Below are 18,845 nucleotides of genomic sequence, written 5' to 3'. Positions count from 1 at the left end.
CGCACCTCCGGAAGCCGGCGTCCGGATGCGCCCGCCGGTCACTCCGCCTGAGCGATGGCGAAGGTCACGCCGAGCACGCCGACCTCGTCGCCGGGCACCAGGCTCCGGCCTCGCCGGGTCTCGACGTCGCCGTTGACCTTCACTTCGCCGGTGCTGATGAGCTGCTTGGCCAGCGCACCGTTCTCGGCCACGCCGTGCAGTTTGAGCGCCTGGCCGAGCGTGATGCTCTCGTCCCGGATCTCGACGGTCTCCATCGTGTGCTGTCCTCCGGCGGGTGTCGGCGTCATCGATTCTGCGGTGCGGCGTTGGGCGGGCACCGCGTTGACGACTGTACCGGGTCGAGCGGGATTCCGCTCCCGGCCGCCGGATCAGAATCCGAAGTCGAAGCCCCCGCCGAAATCGCCGCCCATGTCCTCGTCGCCGAAACCGCCGGCGTCCTCGGCACCGCCGCCCTCACCGGCCCCGAGGCCGTCCTGGTAGCCGTCGGCGTAGGAACCGTCCCAGCCCCCGCCGAAGCCGCCGAACATCATCGCGCCCATGAGCACGCCGGGCAGGAGCCCGGATCCGGCATAGGAGTTGAAGTAGCCGCGGTTGTACTCGGCGTAGGCCGGGCCTGCCTCCCAGTAGGCGCGGCGCGAGTACCCGTCCCCGGTGACGACCTTGCGCACCGCGGGCTCCGCTCCGACCGCCACGCGCTCGGCGTCGGCGGCGCAGACCGGCACCGGGCGGGGCTGTCCGCCGACCGGCGCCCAGTCGATGTCCTGCACCGAGGGGCCGTGCTGCGGGTTGAAGAAGCAGGGCGGGCGGCGCACCGGCAGCGGCTTGCCCTCCACTCGGGCGCGGACGCACTTCGCGGCGTAGCGGCCGTCCTCGAGCGCCTCGGTGACGTGGCGGATGTCCTCGGGATCGTCGACCCTCTCGAGGGTCTCCTTCGCGGTGTCGTAGGCATCGATCGCCCGCTGGTAGTCCTGCCGACCTCCCTCGTCGAGCTCGACGCCGGTGGTGACGATGTCGAGATCGGCGACCTCCTCGCCGAACGAGGTGACGTCCTCCGCGGCGGTGGAGCGGACGAGCTCGAACTCGGCGGTGCGCTGTTCCAGAGCACGGTTCCGCTCCCGCCGGGAGCCGATGAAGAAGGCGACGCCGATGATGACGAGCAGAGCGAGGAACACGTATCCCATTGCCGAACCCTTCCCGGGTGCTTTCGATGTCTCGGACTGCCTTCGATTATCGGCGGTCAACCTGGCAGGGCTCTGTGTCCGACCTGCACTCATGCCCCGTATCCGGGCCTCGCGAACGGCCGCGAGCGGACGGCGTGCGAGCGCCGCTCAGCGGCGTGCAGACCACCGGTCTCCGGACGGGCACCGGCCGGGCTCAGCCGGCGAATACCTCGGTGAGGCCGATGACGAGGGTGAGCAGGCCGCCGCCGAAGGCGAGCACGATCATGATGATCCGGGCGATGCCCACCGGCAGCACGCGCGACACGAACTCGCCCGCGACCTGGCCGAGGACGAGGGCCGCGAGGATCGCGAGCCAGATGACCACGGGCAGCTCGGGGATCGCGTGGCGGCCGTCGAACAGCACCTTGGCGACGACGGCGGCGATGCCGGTGATGATGAAGTACGGCTGCAGGGTGGCGGCGAAGGGCCGCTGCTCCCAGCGGGTCATGATCGCGTACACGCTCACCGCGGGGCCGCCCACACCGGCGGAGCCGCTCATGAACCCGGAGAAGAACCCGGCGGTCGCCGTCCGCCCCGGGGTCGGCGCGACGGGCCTGGCGTAGCGGCTGCCGAGCAGGGAGACGGTGAGGGCTGCGACGACGAGGACGCCGATGAACACGTGGACCGCCCAGCCGGGCAGCACCGAGGTCAGGAGCGCTCCCGGGACCGTGCCGACGAGCGCGCCGACGGCCATCACCCAGGCGCGGGGCCACTGGATCTCGCGGAAGGTCCGCGACAGGACGATCGTCGAGGAGACGACGCCGCACAGATTGACGAGGACGACGCCCGGCACCGGGTCGAGGAGGACGACGAGGAACGGTCCGGCCACGAGGGCGAACCCCATCCCGGTGGTCCGCTGCATGAGGGCGCCGACGAAGACGAAGACGACGATGAGCACGACGACGGGATCCACACCTCGATGGTAGCCGCGCGCGGGGAGTAGTCTGACCGTATGGCTCTCGACGGATCCCTCTGGTCGTCGTTCAGCGCGGATCCCCGCGCGGACAGCCGGCTGCGCGCGTCGGACGCGGACCGCAGCGCCGTGTTCGAGATCCTCAACGACGCGCTCGCTCAGGGCCTCATCGATCTCGACGAGCACGGCGAGCGCCTCGATGCGGCCGCCGGGATCCGCGAGCTCGGCGAGGTCGTCCCGCTCATCGAGGACCTCGTCCGCGCCCCGGAGACGCTCCCCGGCAGCACGCTCGCGGTGCGCCCCGAGCTCGCCGCGCTCGACGAGTACGAGGGCACGCCGACCACCCCCGAGGCGATCGACGCCGCTGCGCTCGAGCTCTACCGCTCCGATCTGCGCACCGCGCTCGCGGGTGCCGCGACCCCCTCGCTCATCACCGTGCTCATCTGGGCCATCACCTCGATCGCGGCAGGCAGCCTGATCTTCTTCTGGCCGCTGTTCGTCATCCTCGGCACCGGGATCGGCGTCGTCACCACGCTCTCGTCGAAGCAGTCGATCATTCGGCGCAAGCGCGAGATGCTCACCGTCCGCGCGCGGGCGAAGCTCGGCGATCCCCGGGCCCAGGCCGAGATCGAGGCGAACCCCCGGGTGTTCCGGTACCGCCCCGAATCCTCCCGCGACGCGCGCCGGGAGCGCCGCCGGGAGATCCGCCGGCGCACCGGCGAAAGCTGAGACCGCGGCTCCGCGAGGCGACCGGTACGGGTCAGGCGACTGCGTCTCCGGACCTCGGCGTTCGCGACCACACGAGCACGAACCTCGGCGCGCGCGACCGCGAGCACGGACGACGGAGCCCCGGTGCGTCCGAGGGACGCACCGGGGCTCCGGGCTGCGGCAGGGCAGCGGATCAGCCGTGGGGCCGGATCACATCATGCCGCCCATTCCGCCCATGCCGTCCATGTCTCCGCCCATCGCCGGAGCGGGCTCCGGCTTGTCGGCGACGACGGCCTCGGTGGTGAGGAACAGACCGGCGATCGAGGCGGCGTTCTCCAGCGCGGAGCGGGTCACCTTGACCGGGTCGTTGATGCCTGCGGCGAGCAGGTCCTCGTACTCGCCGGTGGCGGCGTTGAGGCCGTGGCCGGCCTCGAGGTGGCGCACCTTCTCCGCCACGACGCCGGGCTCGAGACCGGCGTTGACCGCGATCTGCTTGAGCGGGGCGTCGATGGCGACCTTGACGATCTGCGCACCGGTCGCCTCGTCGCCCTCGAGCTGGAGGGTCTCGAAGGCGGTCTTGCCGGCCTGGATGAGGGCCACGCCGCCGCCGGCGACGATGCCCTCCTCGACCGCGGCCTTCGCGTTGCGCACGGCATCCTCGATGCGGTGCTTGCGCTCCTTGAGCTCGACCTCGGTCGCGGCTCCGGCCTTGATGACCGCAACACCGCCGGCCAGCTTGGCCAGGCGCTCCTGCAGCTTCTCGCGGTCGTAGTCGGAATCCGAGTTCTCGATCTCAGTGCGGATCTGGGCCACGCGGCCGGCGATCTCGTCCGAGTCACCCGCACCTTCGACGATGGTGGTCTCGTCCTTGGTGATGACGACCTTGCGCGCGGTGCCGAGCAGGTCGACGGTGGCGTTCTCGAGCTTGAGGCCGACCTCCTCCGCGATGACCTGTCCGCCGGTGAGGATCGCGATGTCGGCGAGCTGGGCCTTGCGGCGATCGCCGAACCCGGGAGCCTTGACGGCGACGGACTTGAAGGTGCCGCGGATCTTGTTGACGACGAGCACGGCGAGCGCCTCGCCCTCGACGTCCTCGGCGATGATGAACAGCGGCTTGCCCGACTGCTGCACCTTCTCGAGGACCGGGAGCAGATCCTTGACGTTGGAGATCTTCGAGTTGACGATGAGGATGTAGGGATCCTCGAGCACCGTCTCCTGGCGCTCGGTGTCGGTGACGAAGTAGCCGGAGATGTAGCCCTTGTCGAAGCGCATGCCCTCGGTGAGCTCGAGCTCGAGGCCGAAGGTGTTCGACTCCTCGACGGTGACGACGCCCTCCTTGCCGACCTTGTCGATCGCCTCGGCGATGAGCTCGCCGATCGCGGGGTCGCCTGCGGAGATGCCGGCGGTCGCGGCGATCTGCTCCTTGGAGTCCACGTCCACGGCGGACGCGAGGAGCTTCTCGGTCACCGCTGCGACGGCCTTCTCGATGCCGCGCTTGAGGCTGAGCGGATCCGCTCCGGCGGCCACGTTGCGCAGACCCTCGCGCACGAGCGCCTGGGCGAGCACGGTGGCGGTGGTGGTGCCGTCGCCAGCGACGTCGTCGGTCTTCTTGGCGACCTCCTTGACGAGTTCCGCACCGATCTTCTCGTACGGATCCTCGAGTTCGATCTCCTTGGCGATGGAGACGCCGTCATTGGTGATGGTCGGCGCTCCCCACTTCTTTTCGAGCACGACGTTGCGGCCGCGCGGTCCGAGCGTCACCTTGACGGCGTCGGCCAGGGTGTTGAGCCCGGTCTCGAGTCCGCGACGTGCTTCTTCGTCGAATGCAATGAGCTTTGCCATAGTGGCTGGGGTCCTCCCTGTACGGGGTGGATTGTCGATCTCGTCTCCGCAGTGCCCGCGACGGCCGGACCTCGTTCCGCTGATTCCCTTCCACAGCGGCGCTCGGTCCGCTGCGCGGAGGCGAGTCACACCGGTACTAGATTTAGCACTCTCACCCACCGAGTGCAAATGCGGGCCGGGTGTCCCCGACCCGCTTCCGGGCAACAGAAAACCGGGGGTCGAAACCCCCGGTCCACTGTCTGTGTCTGCCGATCAGGCGAGAGTCACGGACTCCGCCTGCGGGCCCTTGTCGCCCTGGCCGACCTCGAACTCGACCTGCTGACCCTCTTCCAGCGAACGGTAGCCGTCCATCTGGATCGCGGACCAGTGGACGAAGACATCCTGCTCGCCGCCGTCAACGGTGATGAAACCGTATCCCTTTTCGGCATTGAACCACTTGACAGTACCTTGCGCCATTATTTCTCCAAAACAACTGAAAGCGCGCGTGATGCGCATTGAAACAGCCCCTGAAGCTCCGCACCGGCGCCGATACTTCGTCACTGCCGCACAGGTGTCACGCGACTGAAAAGATGTAACGGAAGCCACTCCGGGCTTCAGCTGACTGTCACCAATCCTAGACCCGGGGCCGGGCCAAAACAAGCCGCCTTGATGAACTTTCGGCGAACGGCGTCCCCCGTCGCCTCTTCCCGACAACCGGACTTGCCGCAGAGCGGGCGATGTCATCGCAGGTGAGGGGCACACTCCGGAGAGGGCTGCGTTCAGGCTCCGGTGTCCTCTGCGGCGTCTCCGGTCCCCGCCGGGGCGGGCGGATCGTTCGCGATGTCCGAGCACACGACGACGGTGATGTCGCCGGTGAACTCCTCGGAGAGCTCGATGTCGGCGATCCCGAGCAGCTCGCCCAGGGCCTGGGCCTCCTCGGCGGAGGCCTCGTCGGCGTAGTGGATCGAGGACACGGTGTCGGAGGTCGAGTGGTTGCCCACCCGGCCCAAGGTCCAGCCGGCCTCTTCGACGGCGTCGCCGAACGCTCCTCCGGCACCGGAGACGCCGGAGGCGTTGAGCACGGTGACCTCGGCGGTCTTCTCGACCTGATCGATGTCGACCGAGGTATCCTCCTCCGCCGTCGGGTCCGCGGTGGATTCTGCCGTGGGCGCCTGCTCGGCGACCTGCTCCTCGGGGTCCGCGGTCGAGGACCGGATGATGTTGATCGCGCCGAGCACGAGGAGGAGCGCGGCGATCGCAAGGATCGCGACGAGGGCGATGGCCCCGGCCTGCGTCGTCGGACCGCCGTCGCGCCGGTGGGCGCCCTTGCGGCCCGTCGGCGCGAGGTCGTCGAACTCGTCCCTGGGGTACTCGGCCATGCGCTACCTCGCGATCCGCGCCTGCGCGCGATCGCGCTGGCGGCTGTCGCGGATGCGCCGCAGCCGCTTGATGAGGATCGGATCCGCGGCGTAGGCCGCGGGGTTCTCGAGCAGGGAGTTGAGGACCTGGAAGTAGGCGGCGGCGGACAGGTCGAAGCGCTCGCGGATCGCGTGGTCCTTCGCACCGCCGTAGGTGTACCAGCGGCGCTCGAACTCGAGGACCGCCGATTCCAGGGTGCCCAGCTCGCCGTGCGGCGCCTGCGCCTCACGGGGTCGATCCGCTCCTGCGTTCTCGCGGTTCATGTCACCTGCTCTCCGTCCGGGTGCCGCCATTCTACCCGGAATCACACCGCTGTTGTTCGCTCCGAGCCGACGACTGCGACACTCACGATGCGCGGGCCTGCCGAAGCGACGGGCGATCCCGGGGTGAATGCAGAAGTCGCCCGCACCATGCCGGACGTGCTGCATGGTGCGGGCGACCTGCCGGCTCAGCGGATCTTGACGTTGATCTGCTTGATCTGGGTGAAGCCCTCGAGCATGCCCTCGAGCGAGGCCTCGCGGCCGAAGCCGGAGGTCTTGTACCCGCCGTAGGACTGGCCGACGACCTGGCCGCCGCCCTGGTTGACCTGGACCCAGCCGGACTCGATCCGGTTCGCCATCCGCAGCGCGGTGTCGATGTCGCGGCAGAACACGTAGGCCGCGAGCCCGAAGTCGCTGTCGTTGGCCATCGCGACGACCTCGTCCTCGGTGGTCCACGGGATGACCGAGAGCACGGGGCCGAAGATCTCCTCCTGGCTCGTCCGCCATTCGTTCTTCGCCTTCGAGAACACGACCGGGGCGTGGTAGAAGCCCGGCTCGCCGACCTCGAGGTCGTCCGACCCGTCGTAGGCGATCTCGACGCCGTCCATCGACTTGCCCATCTCGATGTAGTCGGCGATCTGGTCGTACTGCTTCTTGTTGATGACGCAGCCGATGTCGCTCGCCTCGTCGCGCGGGTCGCCGACCTTCATCCCCTTGATCCGCTCGACGAGCTTGGCGAGGAAGTCGTCGTAGATCTCGGTGTGGAGGAACAGGCGCGAGCCCATGGTGCACGACTGGCCCTGGCGGGCGAAGCGGGTCGAGAGGAGCACCTGCTCGAGGACGTCGTCGGTGTTCGAGTCGGGGAACACGATGTTCGGGCTCTTGCCGCCGAGCTCCATCGAGGAGTGCGCGAGGCGCTTGCCGGCGACCTCGGCGACGTGCCGTCCGATCCCGGTCGAGCCGGTGAAGGACACCTTGTCCACGCCCGGGTGCTGCACGAGGGCCTCGCCGATCACCGAGCCCTTGCCGGTGACGACGTTGAACACGCCCGGCGGCAGGATGTCGCCGATGACCTCGGCCATCTTGACGATGGTGAGCGGTGCGTCCTCGGCGCTCTTGAGCACGAGGGTGTTGCCGGCGGTGAGCGCGGCCGGGGTCTTGAACGCCGCGATCATCAGCGGGGAGTTCCACGGCAGGATGCCGGCGACGACGCCGAGCGGCTCCCGCTTGGTGTAGTGGAGGTCCCCGTCGCCGGCGGGCAGGGTGATTCCCTTGACCTCGCCGGCCACGCCGCCCATGTAGCGGAACAGGTCGACGAGCACGCCGGTCTCCGGACGGGCCTGGGTGCGGATCGCATTGCCGGTGTCGATCGCGGTGAGCTGGGCGAGCTCCTCGGCGGCCTCCTCGAGGGCGTCGGCGCAGCGGAGGATGAGCTTCTGGCGCTCCTTGAAGTGGAGTCCCGCCCAGGCGGGGAACGCGCGCCGGGCGGCCTCGACGGCCCGGTCGGCGTCCTCGGCCTTGCCGTCGGGCACGGTGGCGACGACCTGGTTGCGGTCGATCGGGGTGATGACGTCGGTGCGTCCGCCGTCGGCGGCCTCGACCCATTCGCCGTCGATGTACATCTTCCAGTAGGTGGGCTCCGGGAAATCGGTCACAGTGGTCCTCTCCTCGCGGTTCGGTTGCGGTATGGGGGGGTGGTGTCAGGACTCGAACGAGCCGTCGACGAGCTTCTTGACGATCGAGCAGTCGCGGTCTCCGGCGCCGGCGTCGGACACCTTCTGGAGCATCTCCTGGACGATCGAGCCGAGCACGAGCGGGGTATCGGTCTCCTCGGCCGCGGCGAGCGCGAGCCGGATGTCCTTGTTCGCGAGATCCGCGGTGAAGGTGGGTGCGAAGTCGTGGTTCGCCGGCGAGGACTCGACGACGCCGGGGTACGGGTACCACGTGCGCAGCGGCCACGAGTCGCCCGAGGACACCGTGGCGATCGAGTAGAACACCTCGTGATCGAGGCCCAGCCGGTCGGCGAGCACGGCGGCCTCGGAGCTCGAGACCATGTTGATGAAGAGCATGAGGTTGTTGCAGATCTTCGCGGCCTGACCGGTCGTCGCCTCACCGGTCGCGATGATGTTGCCGGCCATCGGCTCGATGAATGGGCGGGCCTTCTCCACGACGGCGGACTCCCCGCCGATCATGAAGGCGAGCGTGCCCTTCTGCGCCCCGGCGATGCCGCCGGACACGGGAGCATCGAGGAACTCGAAGCCGGCGGCGGCCGCCTCGTCGTGGAGGGTGCGCGCCGAGGCGACGTCGATCGTCGAGCAGTCGATGAGCAGGGTGCCGGGGGCGGCGTTCGCGAAGATCCCCTCGGGCCCCTGGTAGGCGGCGAGCGCGTGCTCCCCGCGCGGCAGCATGGTGAACGCGATCTCCGCGCCCTCGAGCGCCTCGGTCGAGGATCCCACGGCGACGACGCCGTCTGCCGCTGCCGCCTCGAGCGCCGGGGCCGACAGGTCGAAGCCGCGCACGGTGTGCCCGGCCCTCACCAGGTTCGCAGTCATCGGGTGGCCCATGTTCCCCAGGCCGATCCAGGCGATCGTCGCCATCTCGTCAGTCCTTCCGCAGCGGTGAATTCGTCAGTGAACTCTCCCCCGAGCATATCCGCCGCCGGCCGAGCCGGTCACTCCCGTCCGGGAGCCTGCTGTGCACACCCGGTGTGCACCGGGCGCACCGGGAGCTCCGGAGCGCGCCGCCGGGACAGGCACTACTCTGTGGGCATGGCCGACTCCCCGCCCCCGCTGTCGCAGATCATGGCCCCCGACTGGGCCGCCGCGCTCGCCCCGGTGTCCGCCGACATCCGGCGGATGGGCGACTTCCTCCGTGCCGAGGTCGCCGCCGGGCGCCGGTACCTGCCGGCCGGGGACCAGGTGTTCCGCGCCTTCGCCGAACCGCTCGCGGAGGTCCAGGTGCTCATCGTCGGGCAGGACCCGTACCCCACCCCCGGGCATCCGATCGGCCTGTCGTTCGCTGTCGCCCCGGACGTGCGGCCGCTCCCGCGCTCGCTGCAGAACATCTACACCGAGCTCGAATCGGACCTCGGGATCCCGCGACCGGAGTCCGGGGACCTGCGACCGTGGTCCCGGCAGGGCGTCATGCTGCTCAACCGCTCGCTCACCGTGGCGCCGGGCTCCCCGGCCTCCCACCGCGGCAAGGGCTGGGAGGCGGTGACGGATCGCGCGATCGAGGCGCTCATCGAGCGCGGCGGCCCGCTCGTCGCGATCCTGTGGGGCCGGGACGCCCGGTCGCTCGCACCGCGGCTGGAGGGAGTGCCGATCATCACCTCGGCCCACCCCTCGCCGCTGTCGGCGTCGCGCGGGTTCTTCGGCTCGCGGCCCTTCAGCCGTGCGAACGAGCTGCTGCGCTCACACGGCGGGCGCGGGGTCGACTGGCGGCTGTGACCGCCGCGGCGACCGCAGCGGCCGGGCGAGCACGTCGCCGAAGATCGCCCCAACGGCGAGCGCGGCGTTGGCGATGATCGCGGCGAACAGCGAGGACAGGCCGGCCGACAGCGGCACCTGCTCCTGGGGCTGGATGATCTCGTAGACCGCGGAGAAGATCGACAGCCCCTGGAGGAGCGGGAAGATCGCCGGGAGGAGCATGACGATCGCCGGCGCGCTCCGGCGCAGGGCGATCGGCCGGCACAGGAAGCCCACGACCGTCGCGGACACGAGGCTGGTGATGATGTTGCCGAACCCGGCGATCGACATCGCCATCATGGTCCCGAAGCCCGCGAGGCCGACGAGCGCGGCGGGCACGACGATCCGCCGCGAGGCCTGGTGGCCGACGGCGCCGGCCGCAGAGACCGCCGAGGCGGCGAGGAGCGAGATCACGACCGAGAGCGCCGCCATGCCGGTCGGCTCGACGACGATCTCGATGGGCGACAGTCCCACGAGCAGCCCGATGCGCAGCCCGAGCGCGATGCCGGAGACGATGCCGGCCATCGTCACGAGCACCTCGACGGTGCGGCTGGCGGCGGTGAGGGGGAATCGGGTGAGCGAGTCCTGGACGGCGGAGAGGAGCCCGACCGTGGGGAGCAGGAGGACGATGCCGCTCGCGACGAGGAACTGCGGGCCGGCGATGAGGTCGAAGGTCCACGCGGCCATCGCGACGAGGGTGGTGAACATCGACTGCCCCGCGACGGTGAAGAACACGGGGATGCCGGTCCGACCGAGCAGGGCGCCGAAGCGGTCGTTGACGACCGCCATGAGGAAGCCGAGCAGGGCGGCGACGTACCCGCCGCCGAGCAGGAGGACGAAGCAGCCGGCGAGGATGCCCCGCGCGAGGGTGACGAGGGCTTCGGTGTAGGGGCGCCGCTGACGCCGGATCGCGTCGATCCGCTCGCGGGCCTCGAGGTAGTCCGTCCGACCTTCGGCCATGTCGGACACGAGAGCGTGGACGGACGCGAGCTTCGCGAAGTGGAGCGACTCCTCGCGGTTGACCCGGAGCACGGTCATGAAGGACCCGTCCGGATTGGCGTAGTGGACCGTGAGGGAGTTCGAGGTGAGGTCGACCTCCGCATCGAGGAGTCCGAGCGAGGTGCAGGTCGCGATGACGGAGACCTCGACGTCGGCGGAGCCGGCTCCGGCCCGGAGCATGATCGCCCCGATGTCGACGGCGAGGTCGAGGATCATCCGCGCCTCGTCCTCGGACTTCGCCGTCGACTCGACGGGCGCCTGGTACGGCGTTCCCTTGAGCGCGGCGATGATCGGGATGGGCTGGGTCGATGCCGAGGAGTCGCTGACGATCCTGCCGACGGCCTTGCGGGCGATCCTGCCCGCCCGCCGCGTCGAGCTCGACCCCACCGGCTTCGCCTTGTCGATGATCCGGCGCGCCCGGGAGGCGGTCGATGAGGGCGCGGTGTCGGTACCGGCGGAGGAGCCGGAGTCGTCGGCGGGCTCCTCGGCCTCCTCCGACTCCTCGGCCTGCGGTTCGGCGACCGGCTGCTCGGAGCGCTGCTGGAGCGGCGAATCGGCCGTCGGGGTCGCCGTCGTCGCTCCCCCGGCCGGGGTCGGGGACGTGGGCTGCTCCCCCGGATCCTCGAAGTCCTCGGGATCGCCTTCCCCGGTGGGGCCGGGTGCGACCGCGGTGGACCCGGTGGCCGCGGGATCGGCCGCGCCGTCGCCGGAGGGGGGCTCCTCGGCGACGACTGGGATCTCCTGGGTGTCGTCGTCCTCGTCGATCACGGCAGGTGGATGTAGGTCGTCCCGAAGGGGTCGGCGACCCGCGCCTCTCCGGTCTCCCAGTCGTGGGTGTACACCTCGCGGCCGTCGACGAAGACGTGGGCGGTCCGGGACTCGAGCTCGAGCGGGTGCCCGGACCACACGACGACGTCGCCGTCCTTGCCCGGCTCGAGCGAGCCCACCCGGTCGTCGAGTCCGAGCATGCGCGCAGGATTGATGGTGAGCGCCTCGAGTGCGGTCTCGGGATCGAGCCCGGCCCGCACGCACAGCGCCGCCTCGTTGATGAGGAGGTCGATCGGGACCACCGGATGATCGGTGGTGAGCGCGATCCGCACCCCGGCTGCGGCGAGCACCGCGGGAGTGCTGATGGCGCGGTTGCGGAGCTCGATCTTCGAGCGCGAGGTCAGCAGCGGGCCGACGATGACGTCGACGCCCTTCTCCGCGAGGTAGTCGGCGATGAGGTGGCCCTCGGTGCCGTGGTTGATGACGAGGCGGTACCCGAACTCCTCGGACAACCGGATCGCGGTGGCGATGTCGTCGGCCCGGTGGCAGTGCTGGTCGAAGGCGAGCTCGCCGCGCAGCACCTGGCACAGGGTCTCGAGCGCGAGGTCCTCGTCGTGGATCACGCCGAGCTCGCGCGCCTCCTCCTTGTGCGCGGCGTAGTTGCGCGCGGCGACGAAGGCCTCGCGGATGATCCGGGACACGCCCATCCGGACCGAGGGCGTCTTCTGCTGCCGGCCGTAGACGTTCTTGGGGTTCTCGCCGAGAGCGGCCTTGACCGACACCGCCTCGCTGATGAGCATCTCGTCGACGACCCGCCCCCAGGTCTTGATCGCGGCGGTGCGCCCGCCGATCGGGTTGCCGGAACCGGGCTTGATCACCGCAGAGGTGACGCCGCCGCGCAGCGCGTCGCGGAAGCCGACGTCGGCGGGATTGATCGCGTCGAGCGCGCGCAGGGCCGCGCCGTTGGGGTTCGTCTTCTCGTTGACGTCGTTGTCCGCGTCCGACTCCCCCTCCTCGTGGAGGCCCAGATGCCCGTGGGACTCGAGGAGCCCGGGGGTGATCCAGCCGCCGCCCGCATCGACGGTGCGCACGCCGTCCGAGATCGTCACCGACCGCGCCGGACCGACGGCGGTGATCCGGCCGTTCTCCACGAGGACGGTGCCGTTCTCGATCGCGGCGGCCCGCTGCTCGCCCGCCGCGATCGGGAGGACGGTGCCGCCGGTGATCGCGACCGTCGTGCCGAAGCGGACCGGGACGGGCTGGTACATGCGCGTTCTCCTTGGCTAGCGTTGTCGTATGAGCAGGTACATCGTGATCGGCGCCGGAGCGATCGGCGGAACCATCGGAGCGGCTCTCGCCGACAGCGGCACGGAGGCGGTCCTCGTCGCCCGCGGGGCGAACGCGGACGCCGTCGAGACCTCCGGAGTGCGCCTCCGGACCCCCGACCGGACCATCACAGCACATCCCACGGTAGTCCGGAAACCCGCCGAGGTCGCCCTCGGCACGCACGACGTCCTCATCCTCGCCACGAAGACCCACCAGGCACTCAGCGCACTCCAGGACTGGGCGGACCTGCCCGTCCACGACGACTCCGAGAACCCCGTGGGCACCGCCGGGGAGCACCTGCCCCTCGTCCTCATGCTCAACGGCGTCGAGGCCGCCCGGATCGCCCCGCGGTGGTTCGCCGAGGTGTACTCGACGACGATCTGGCTGCCCGCCCTCCACATCGAGCCCGGCGAGGTCGTCGTGCGGATGCGGCCCGCTCTCGGCGGGTTCTTCGTCGGTCCCGTGACCGCCGCCGCGCGCTCCGGTTCCGTGCTCGAGTCGATCGCGACGGACTTCCGCGCCGCCGGGTTCGAGTTCGTCCCGGTCGAGGACATCTCCGTCCACGCCTGGGCGAAGCTCCTGTCGAACCTCGCCAACGGGCTCGATGCGATCCTCGGGCCGGGTGCCGACATCGGCGACCTCGCCCGGGCCATGCGCACCGAGGCGAAGACGGTCTACGCCGCCGCCGGCATCGAGCACCTGTCGAACGGCCCGGCGAAGCACGGGATCGCCGACCGCCTGCAGATGAGCTCGGTCCCCGGGGTCGAGTCCTTCGGCTCGTCCTCGTGGCAGTCGCTCGCCCGGGGCACCGGGTCGATCGAGACCGACTACCTCACCGGGGAGATCGTCGCGATCGCGCGGACCGTGGGGGCCGAGGCGCCGCGCTGCGCCCTCGTCACGCGGTGGTGCCGCGCGCTGGCCGCCGACTCGGACCTCGGCGGGGTGATCCCGGCCGACGCCGAGGAGCGCCGGGCGGCTCTCGAGCGCGCCTTCGCGGAGTTCGCAGCGGCGGACGGATGAGCGCGGCGACGTAGAATCATCTCCATGATCGACCGCATCACGAGCTACGTCGCCATCGGCGACTCCTTCTCCGAGGGCCTCATGGACCCCTCCCCCGACGGCACCCCCGACCTCTTCCGCGGCTGGACCGACCGGCTCGCCGAGCAGCTCGTCACGAGCCCGGTGGGCTCGGAGGACCTGCGGTACGCGAACCTCGCGATCCGCGGGCGGCTGCTCGAGGCGATCATCGACGAGCAGGTGCCGCGGGCGATCGAGCTCGCCCCGGATCTCGTGTCGATCGTCGGCGGCGGCAACGACTGCATGCGGCCGAACACCGACATCGACGCCGTCGCCGCCCGCTTCGAAGAGGCCGTCGTCGCACTCCGCGAGGCCGGGATCGAGGTGCTCCTCGGCAACGGCTTCGACACCAAGCAGGCGAGCCCGCTCATCAAGCAGCTCCGCCCCAAGGTCGCGATCTACAACTCCCACCTCTGGACGATCGCCCAGCGCCACGGCTGCACCGTTCTCGACATGTGGGGCCTGCGCTCCCTCTACGCCCCGGAGATGTGGGCGCCGGATCGGATCCATCTGAGCTCAGCCGGGCACGAGCTCGTCGCCGACCAGGCGCTCGCCGCTCTCGAGGGCGCTCCCCTGCCGAGCGCCGGGGTGCGGATGCCCGACCGTCCCAACCGGCCGATCCGGGCGGTCGTCGCCGAGGAGACTCAGTGGGTGCGCCGGCACCTCGCGCCCTGGGTGGGCCGCCGGCTGCGCGGGGCGAGCTCGGGCGACCACGTGCACCCGAAGCTCCCCGAGCTCGTGCGGGTCCGGCCGGAGAGCGCACCCGGGGACGCCGAGCACTCCGCATGAGCCTCGCAGCCTACGCCGCATTCCTCCCGTCCGCCCGCCGCGCCGCGCTCGTCCCCCCGGAGGTCGACGGGTGGGAGTGGCGCGGGCACCGGGTCCGGCTGCTCCGTGCCCGGGATCCCGAGGCCGGCGCCCGGCTCCTCGTGGTCCACGGCGCCGGGGCGCACGGCGAGGCGCTGTGGCCCGTCGCCTCCCTGCTCATCGGCCGCGGGCTCGACATCACCGCCGTCGACCTGCCGCTCTACGGCGGCACGGTCACCCGCAGGCGGTCGCGGGTGCGCTACGAGGACTGGATCGAACTCCTCGTCGACCTCGTCGCCGCCGAGGACGACGGCCGTCCCGTCTTCCTCCTCGGCGGGAGCATCGGCGGACTGCTCGCGGTCGAGGCGGCTGCGCGGCTCGCGCGTACGGTCCGGGACATGCAGCGCGCGGGCGGGCAGGATCCCGTGGCCGCAGTGGCCGCCACCTGCCTGCTCGACCCGCAGGATCGCGCGGCCCGGGTGCGGATGACGCGGTTCGGGCGCCTCGGCCTCGGATTCATGCCGCTGCTCGGACTCGTCCGCGGGCCGCTCGGCCGGATCCCGATCCGGGTGTCGTGGGTGGCCCGGCTGTCCCGGATGGGCCGCAGTCCGGCGCTCGGCCGGCTGTGCGCCGCGGACCCGCAGGGCGGGGGTGCCTGGGTGCCGCTCGAGTTCCTCACCTCGTACATGACGCATCGCCATCCCGCTGCGCGGAGCGTGCCGGTGCCCGTCCACCTCATCCATCCCGAGCGCGACGGGTGGACGCCCCTGGCGCTGAGCACGGCGACGCTCGATCGGTTGCCCGAGCCCACCCGCACAACGGTGCTCCGCGAGTGCGGGCACTTCCCTCTCGAGGAGCCGGGCCTCACCGACCTCATCGACGCCGTCGAGGCGATGGTCCGCGAGCACAGCTGAGCCGGATTCCGGGTCCGGTGCGGAGACGGAATCCGAGCACCGCCTCTGCGCGGTGCCGAACGGCGCACGGCCCCGCCGCGGGCGACGACTCCACATGACCCCGGCGCGGATCAGACCGCCGGTGGGACGTCGTCCCGTGGGGCGTCGTCAGGCATGCGGTCGGAAGCATCACGCGGTTCGACCCGCACGCGCGCGATCCGCCGGTCATCCATCGCGACCACGGTGAGGAGCGCCTCGTCGAGGGTGACGGAGTCCCCTGTGTCGGGGATCCGGCCGAGCAGCGCCATGACGAGCCCGCCGACGGTCTCGTACCCGCCCTCGTCGGGCAGTTCGATCCCGGTCTGCTGGCTCGCCTCCTGAAGGATGAGCGCGCCGTCGACCTCGCTCACCTCGCCGTCGCTGCAGACGTGGTCGTCGACGGTGAGCGCGGCGTCGTACTCGTCGTAGATCTCGCCGACGAGCTCCTCGAGCAGGTCCTCCATGGTGACGATGCCGTCGGTGCCGCCGTACTCGTCGACGACGAGCGCGATCTGGTGGCCGCCCGCGCGCATCCGGCTCAGCGCCGGGAGCACTTCGACGGTGCCGGGCAGGGCGGGCATCTCGCGGACGATCTCGGCGGCCGCGGTGCCGTGCGGGTCGTCGACGTGGAGCAGGTCGCGGACGTGGAGGAAGCCGAGGATGTCGTCGTAGTCCTCCCCGGTGACCGGATAGCGGCTGTACTGGAGCGAGCGCACCTGGGCGCTGACCTCGGCGACCGTCGCGTCCCCGGCGACGAACTCGACGTCGGGGCGGGGGCGCATGACCTCGACGACGGTGCGCTCGGCGGCTTCGAAGACATCGTGGAGCACCTTGCGGTCGAGGGCGTCGAGCTCATCGGAGCTCGAGACCATGGCCCGGATCTCCTCGGTCGACACCGCTTCCCGGTTGACGGTCGGGTCGCCGCCGAGCAGCCGGATGACAGCGTTCGTCGAGACGGAGAGGAGCCAGATGACCGGGCGCATGAGTCTGCCGAACACGACGAGCGGGGGCCCGACGACGCGGGCCACGGTGAGGGCGTTCTGCATGGCGAGGCGCTTGGGGACGAGCTCGCCGAGCACGAGCGAGAGGTAGGCGATGACGAGGGTCATGAGGATGAGCGCGACCGTCGACGCCGCGGCGTCGGGGAGGCCGACACTGGCGAGGAGGGGCGCGATGTCCGGAGCGATCGTCGAGGCGCCGTATGCCGAGGAGAAGAAGCCGGCGACCGTGACCCCGATCTGCACGGCGGAGAGGAACTGGTTGGGATTGCGCACCATCTCCGCGGTGCGCCGTCCGCGCGGTCCGGATTCCGCGAGCCGGGAGATCTGCGATTCGCGGAGATTGACGATCGCCATCTCCGTGCCGGCGAACAGACCGCCGATGAGGACGAAGAGGAGGACCAGCCCGAGGTTGACCGCAGTAGTCGGATCCATGCCACCAGCCTAGAGGGCGGCGGAGGCGAGGGCGATGTGTGGGCGCGGGCGCCTCGGCTCCCGGGGCGAGGGGGCCTTCCCGCTCGCTCAGCCGCTCAGCGCCGCCTGGAGGGGGCCGGACACGAAGTAGAGGACGAACAGCGCGGCGGTGACGTACATGAGCGCGTGGACCTCGGCGCCCTTGCCGCGGAACAGCTTGATGACGACGTAGGTGATGAAGCCCGCGCCGATCCCGTTGGTGATCGAGTAGGAGAAGGGCATGAGGACGACGGTCATGAACGCGGGGATCGCGATCTCGACGTCGGACCAGTCGACGCGCACGATCTGCTGCATCATGAGGAAGCCGACGAGCACGAGGGTCGCGGCGGCGGCCTCGGTGGGGATCACCGCGGCGAGCGGGGCGAGGACGATCGTAGCGAGGAACATCACGCCGGTGACGACGTTCGCCAGGCCGGTGCGCGCGCCGTCGCCCACGCCGACGGTCGACTCGACGAAGCCGGAGTTCACCGAGGTGGACCCCAGGCCGCCGCCGATGGCGCCGAAGGCATCGGCGACCATGATGCGGCGCGACTGCGGGATCTCGCCCTTCTCATCCTTGATGCCGCCCTCGTTCGCGATGCCGACCATGGTGCCGAGCAGGTCGAAGAAGTTTGCGAGCAGGAGGGTGAAGATCGCGAGCGAGGCGGCGATGACGCCGACGTTCTGCCACGAGCCCAGGAGGTTGAAACTGCCGATGAGCGACAGGTCGGGCATCGAGAACCACTGCTGGTCGAGGGTGGGGACGGTGAGGCCCCAGCCCTGCGGGTTGGCGACCTCGCCGTCGGCGCCGGTCTTGGGACCGATCCGGAACACCGCCTCGAGGATGAGGGCGAGGACGGTGGCACCGACGATCGAGTAGAGGATGGCGCCGCGCACCCGGGCCGCCCACATGACGAAGAGCGCGAGGAGGGAGACGAGGAAGACGAGCATCGGCCACCCGGTGAGGAACCCGCCGGTGCCGAGCTCGAGGCCGGCGCCGGAGCCCCGGGAGATGAAGCCGGCGTTGATCATCCCGATGAGGGCGATGAACAGGCCGATGCCCACGCTGATCGCAGTCTTGAGCTGGCCGGGGACGGCGTTGAAGATCGCGGTGCGGAACCCGGTGAGGACGAGGATGAGGAGGATGATCCCCTCGATGACGACGAGACCCATGGCGTCGGCCCAGGTCATGCCCGGCAGCACGACGATGCCGTAGGTAATGAAGGCCGACAGGCCGAGCGACGAGGACACCGCCATGGGGAAGTTGCCGATAACGCCCATGAGGATGGTGAGGATCCCGGAGACGAGCGAGGTCGCTGCGGCGACCGCGGGCAGGTTGGGCTCGGTGCCGCCGCCGAGGAACAGGCCGGTGCTGTCCGCGGCGGCACCGATGATGAGCGGGTTGAGCACGACGATGTAGGACATCGCGAAGAAGGTGGCCAGCCCGCCGCGGATCTCGCGACCCACGGTGGAGCCGCGCGCACTGATGTGGAAGAAGCGGTCGAGCGCTCCGGAGGGCTCGGAGGTGCGTGCGGGGGTCTGGCTCACGGGTGCCGCCTTGTCGCTGGGCCGGATGACCGGGTGGTCTGCGGGTGTCGGAACGCCGGGGCGCACCGGGGCGGATCGGGCAGGCCGATCACCCGACCCAGGATAGGTGATCGGTTCCGGAACGGATGT

The 18,845-nt window shown here is 70.6% G+C and carries 18 protein-coding genes; 5 read left to right on the top strand and 13 right to left on the bottom strand.

Features of this window, described 5'->3' with window-relative positions; genetic code table 11:
• Nucleotides 1-38: 38 nt before the first annotated feature.
• The 3 genes from C1A17_RS12590 to C1A17_RS12580 all read right to left on the bottom strand — a co-directional run bounded on the left by C1A17_RS12590 (nt 39) and on the right by C1A17_RS12580 (nt 2,133).
• Entirely contained in the window at nt 39-254 is a 216-nt protein-coding gene (locus tag C1A17_RS12590; RefSeq protein ID WP_101653299.1) for an RNA-binding S4 domain-containing protein, read from the bottom strand.
• 114 nt (nt 255-368) lie between these two features.
• A complete protein-coding gene (locus tag C1A17_RS12585) occupies nt 369-1,181 on the bottom strand; it encodes a hypothetical protein (RefSeq protein ID WP_101653298.1) in 813 nt (270 codons plus the stop codon).
• Nucleotides 1,182-1,374: 193 nt separating this feature from the next.
• Nucleotides 1,375-2,133 (bottom strand): sulfite exporter TauE/SafE family protein, encoded by a 759-nt coding sequence (locus tag C1A17_RS12580; RefSeq protein WP_101653297.1) that lies wholly within the window; start codon nt 2,131-2,133, stop codon nt 1,375-1,377.
• Nucleotides 2,134-2,172: 39 nt separating this feature from the next.
• Between C1A17_RS12580 and C1A17_RS12575 the strand changes: the two genes are divergently transcribed.
• Entirely contained in the window at nt 2,173-2,862 is a 690-nt protein-coding gene (locus C1A17_RS12575; RefSeq protein WP_101653296.1) for a DUF1707 SHOCT-like domain-containing protein, read from the top strand.
• A gap of 189 nt (nt 2,863-3,051) precedes the next feature.
• On the opposite strand, the gene groL is transcribed toward C1A17_RS12575, so the two are convergent.
• The 6 genes from groL to mmsB form a co-directional block, all read right to left on the bottom strand.
• Nucleotides 3,052-4,683 (bottom strand): chaperonin GroEL, encoded by a 1,632-nt coding sequence (gene groL, locus C1A17_RS12570; RefSeq protein ID WP_101653295.1) that lies wholly within the window; start codon nt 4,681-4,683, stop codon nt 3,052-3,054.
• A gap of 252 nt (nt 4,684-4,935) precedes the next feature.
• Nucleotides 4,936-5,139, bottom strand: a complete 204-nt coding sequence (locus C1A17_RS12565) for a cold-shock protein (protein WP_101653294.1) — start codon at nt 5,137-5,139, stop codon at nt 4,936-4,938.
• A gap of 302 nt (nt 5,140-5,441) precedes the next feature.
• Entirely contained in the window at nt 5,442-6,041 is a 600-nt protein-coding gene (locus C1A17_RS12560) for a LytR C-terminal domain-containing protein (protein WP_101653293.1), read from the bottom strand.
• Nucleotides 6,042-6,044: 3 nt separating this feature from the next.
• Entirely contained in the window at nt 6,045-6,344 is a 300-nt protein-coding gene (locus C1A17_RS12555) for a DUF3263 domain-containing protein (protein WP_101653292.1), read from the bottom strand.
• A 185-nt stretch (nt 6,345-6,529) separates the two neighbouring features.
• Nucleotides 6,530-7,996: an aldehyde dehydrogenase family protein gene (locus C1A17_RS12550; RefSeq protein WP_219618281.1), complete on the bottom strand. Its 1,467-nt coding sequence runs from the start codon at nt 7,994-7,996 to the stop codon at nt 6,530-6,532.
• A gap of 45 nt (nt 7,997-8,041) precedes the next feature.
• The gene (gene mmsB, locus C1A17_RS12545; RefSeq protein WP_101653291.1) at nt 8,042-8,938 is read right to left on the bottom strand and encodes a 3-hydroxyisobutyrate dehydrogenase; all 897 of its coding nucleotides are present in this window, start codon (nt 8,936-8,938) and stop codon (nt 8,042-8,044) included.
• A gap of 171 nt (nt 8,939-9,109) precedes the next feature.
• Between mmsB and C1A17_RS12540 the strand changes: the two genes are divergently transcribed.
• Entirely contained in the window at nt 9,110-9,790 is a 681-nt protein-coding gene (locus tag C1A17_RS12540) for a uracil-DNA glycosylase (protein WP_101653290.1), read from the top strand.
• On the opposite strand, the gene C1A17_RS12535 is transcribed toward C1A17_RS12540, so the two are convergent.
• The gene (locus tag C1A17_RS12535) at nt 9,755-11,575 is read right to left on the bottom strand and encodes a threonine/serine exporter family protein (protein WP_101653289.1); all 1,821 of its coding nucleotides are present in this window, start codon (nt 11,573-11,575) and stop codon (nt 9,755-9,757) included. The two genes, C1A17_RS12540 and C1A17_RS12535, sit on opposite strands and share 36 nt — an antisense overlap.
• Nucleotides 11,572-12,843 carry an amidohydrolase gene (locus tag C1A17_RS12530; protein ID WP_101653288.1) on the bottom strand — a complete coding sequence of 424 codons (1,272 nt, stop codon included), beginning with the start codon at nt 12,841-12,843 and terminating at the stop codon, nt 11,572-11,574. Before C1A17_RS12530 ends, C1A17_RS12535 begins: the two co-directional genes overlap by 4 nt.
• A gap of 28 nt (nt 12,844-12,871) precedes the next feature.
• Between C1A17_RS12530 and C1A17_RS12525 the strand changes: the two genes are divergently transcribed.
• From C1A17_RS12525 to C1A17_RS12515, 3 genes are read left to right on the top strand one after another with little or no spacing between them, the layout of a single operon-like run.
• Complete coding sequence (locus C1A17_RS12525) at nt 12,872-13,921, top strand: ketopantoate reductase family protein (RefSeq protein WP_101653287.1); 1,050 nt, start codon at nt 12,872-12,874, stop codon at nt 13,919-13,921.
• A gap of 24 nt (nt 13,922-13,945) precedes the next feature.
• Complete coding sequence (locus tag C1A17_RS12520) at nt 13,946-14,767, top strand: SGNH/GDSL hydrolase family protein (protein ID WP_101653286.1); 822 nt, start codon at nt 13,946-13,948, stop codon at nt 14,765-14,767.
• On the top strand, nt 14,764-15,699 hold the full coding sequence (locus C1A17_RS12515) for an alpha/beta fold hydrolase (RefSeq protein ID WP_101653285.1): 936 nt from the start codon (nt 14,764-14,766) through the stop codon (nt 15,697-15,699). The genes C1A17_RS12520 and C1A17_RS12515 overlap by 4 nt, the downstream gene beginning before the upstream one ends.
• Nucleotides 15,700-15,809: 110 nt before the next feature.
• On the opposite strand, the gene C1A17_RS12510 is transcribed toward C1A17_RS12515, so the two are convergent.
• Together C1A17_RS12510 and C1A17_RS12505 are read right to left on the bottom strand one after the other, a co-directional pair.
• Nucleotides 15,810-17,150 (bottom strand): hemolysin family protein, encoded by a 1,341-nt coding sequence (locus C1A17_RS12510; RefSeq protein WP_101653284.1) that lies wholly within the window; start codon nt 17,148-17,150, stop codon nt 15,810-15,812.
• 87 nt (nt 17,151-17,237) lie between these two features.
• A complete protein-coding gene (locus C1A17_RS12505; RefSeq protein ID WP_101653283.1) occupies nt 17,238-18,716 on the bottom strand; it encodes an NCS2 family permease in 1,479 nt (492 codons plus the stop codon).
• Nucleotides 18,717-18,845: the final 129 nt, after the last annotated feature.

This window comes from Brevibacterium ihuae, from assembly GCF_900184225.1.
GTDB lineage: Bacteria > Actinomycetota > Actinomycetes > Actinomycetales > Brevibacteriaceae > Brevibacterium > Brevibacterium ihuae.
Note: the sequence above shows the minus strand (reverse complement) of the source record. Positions and strands in the feature narration are given on the sequence as shown.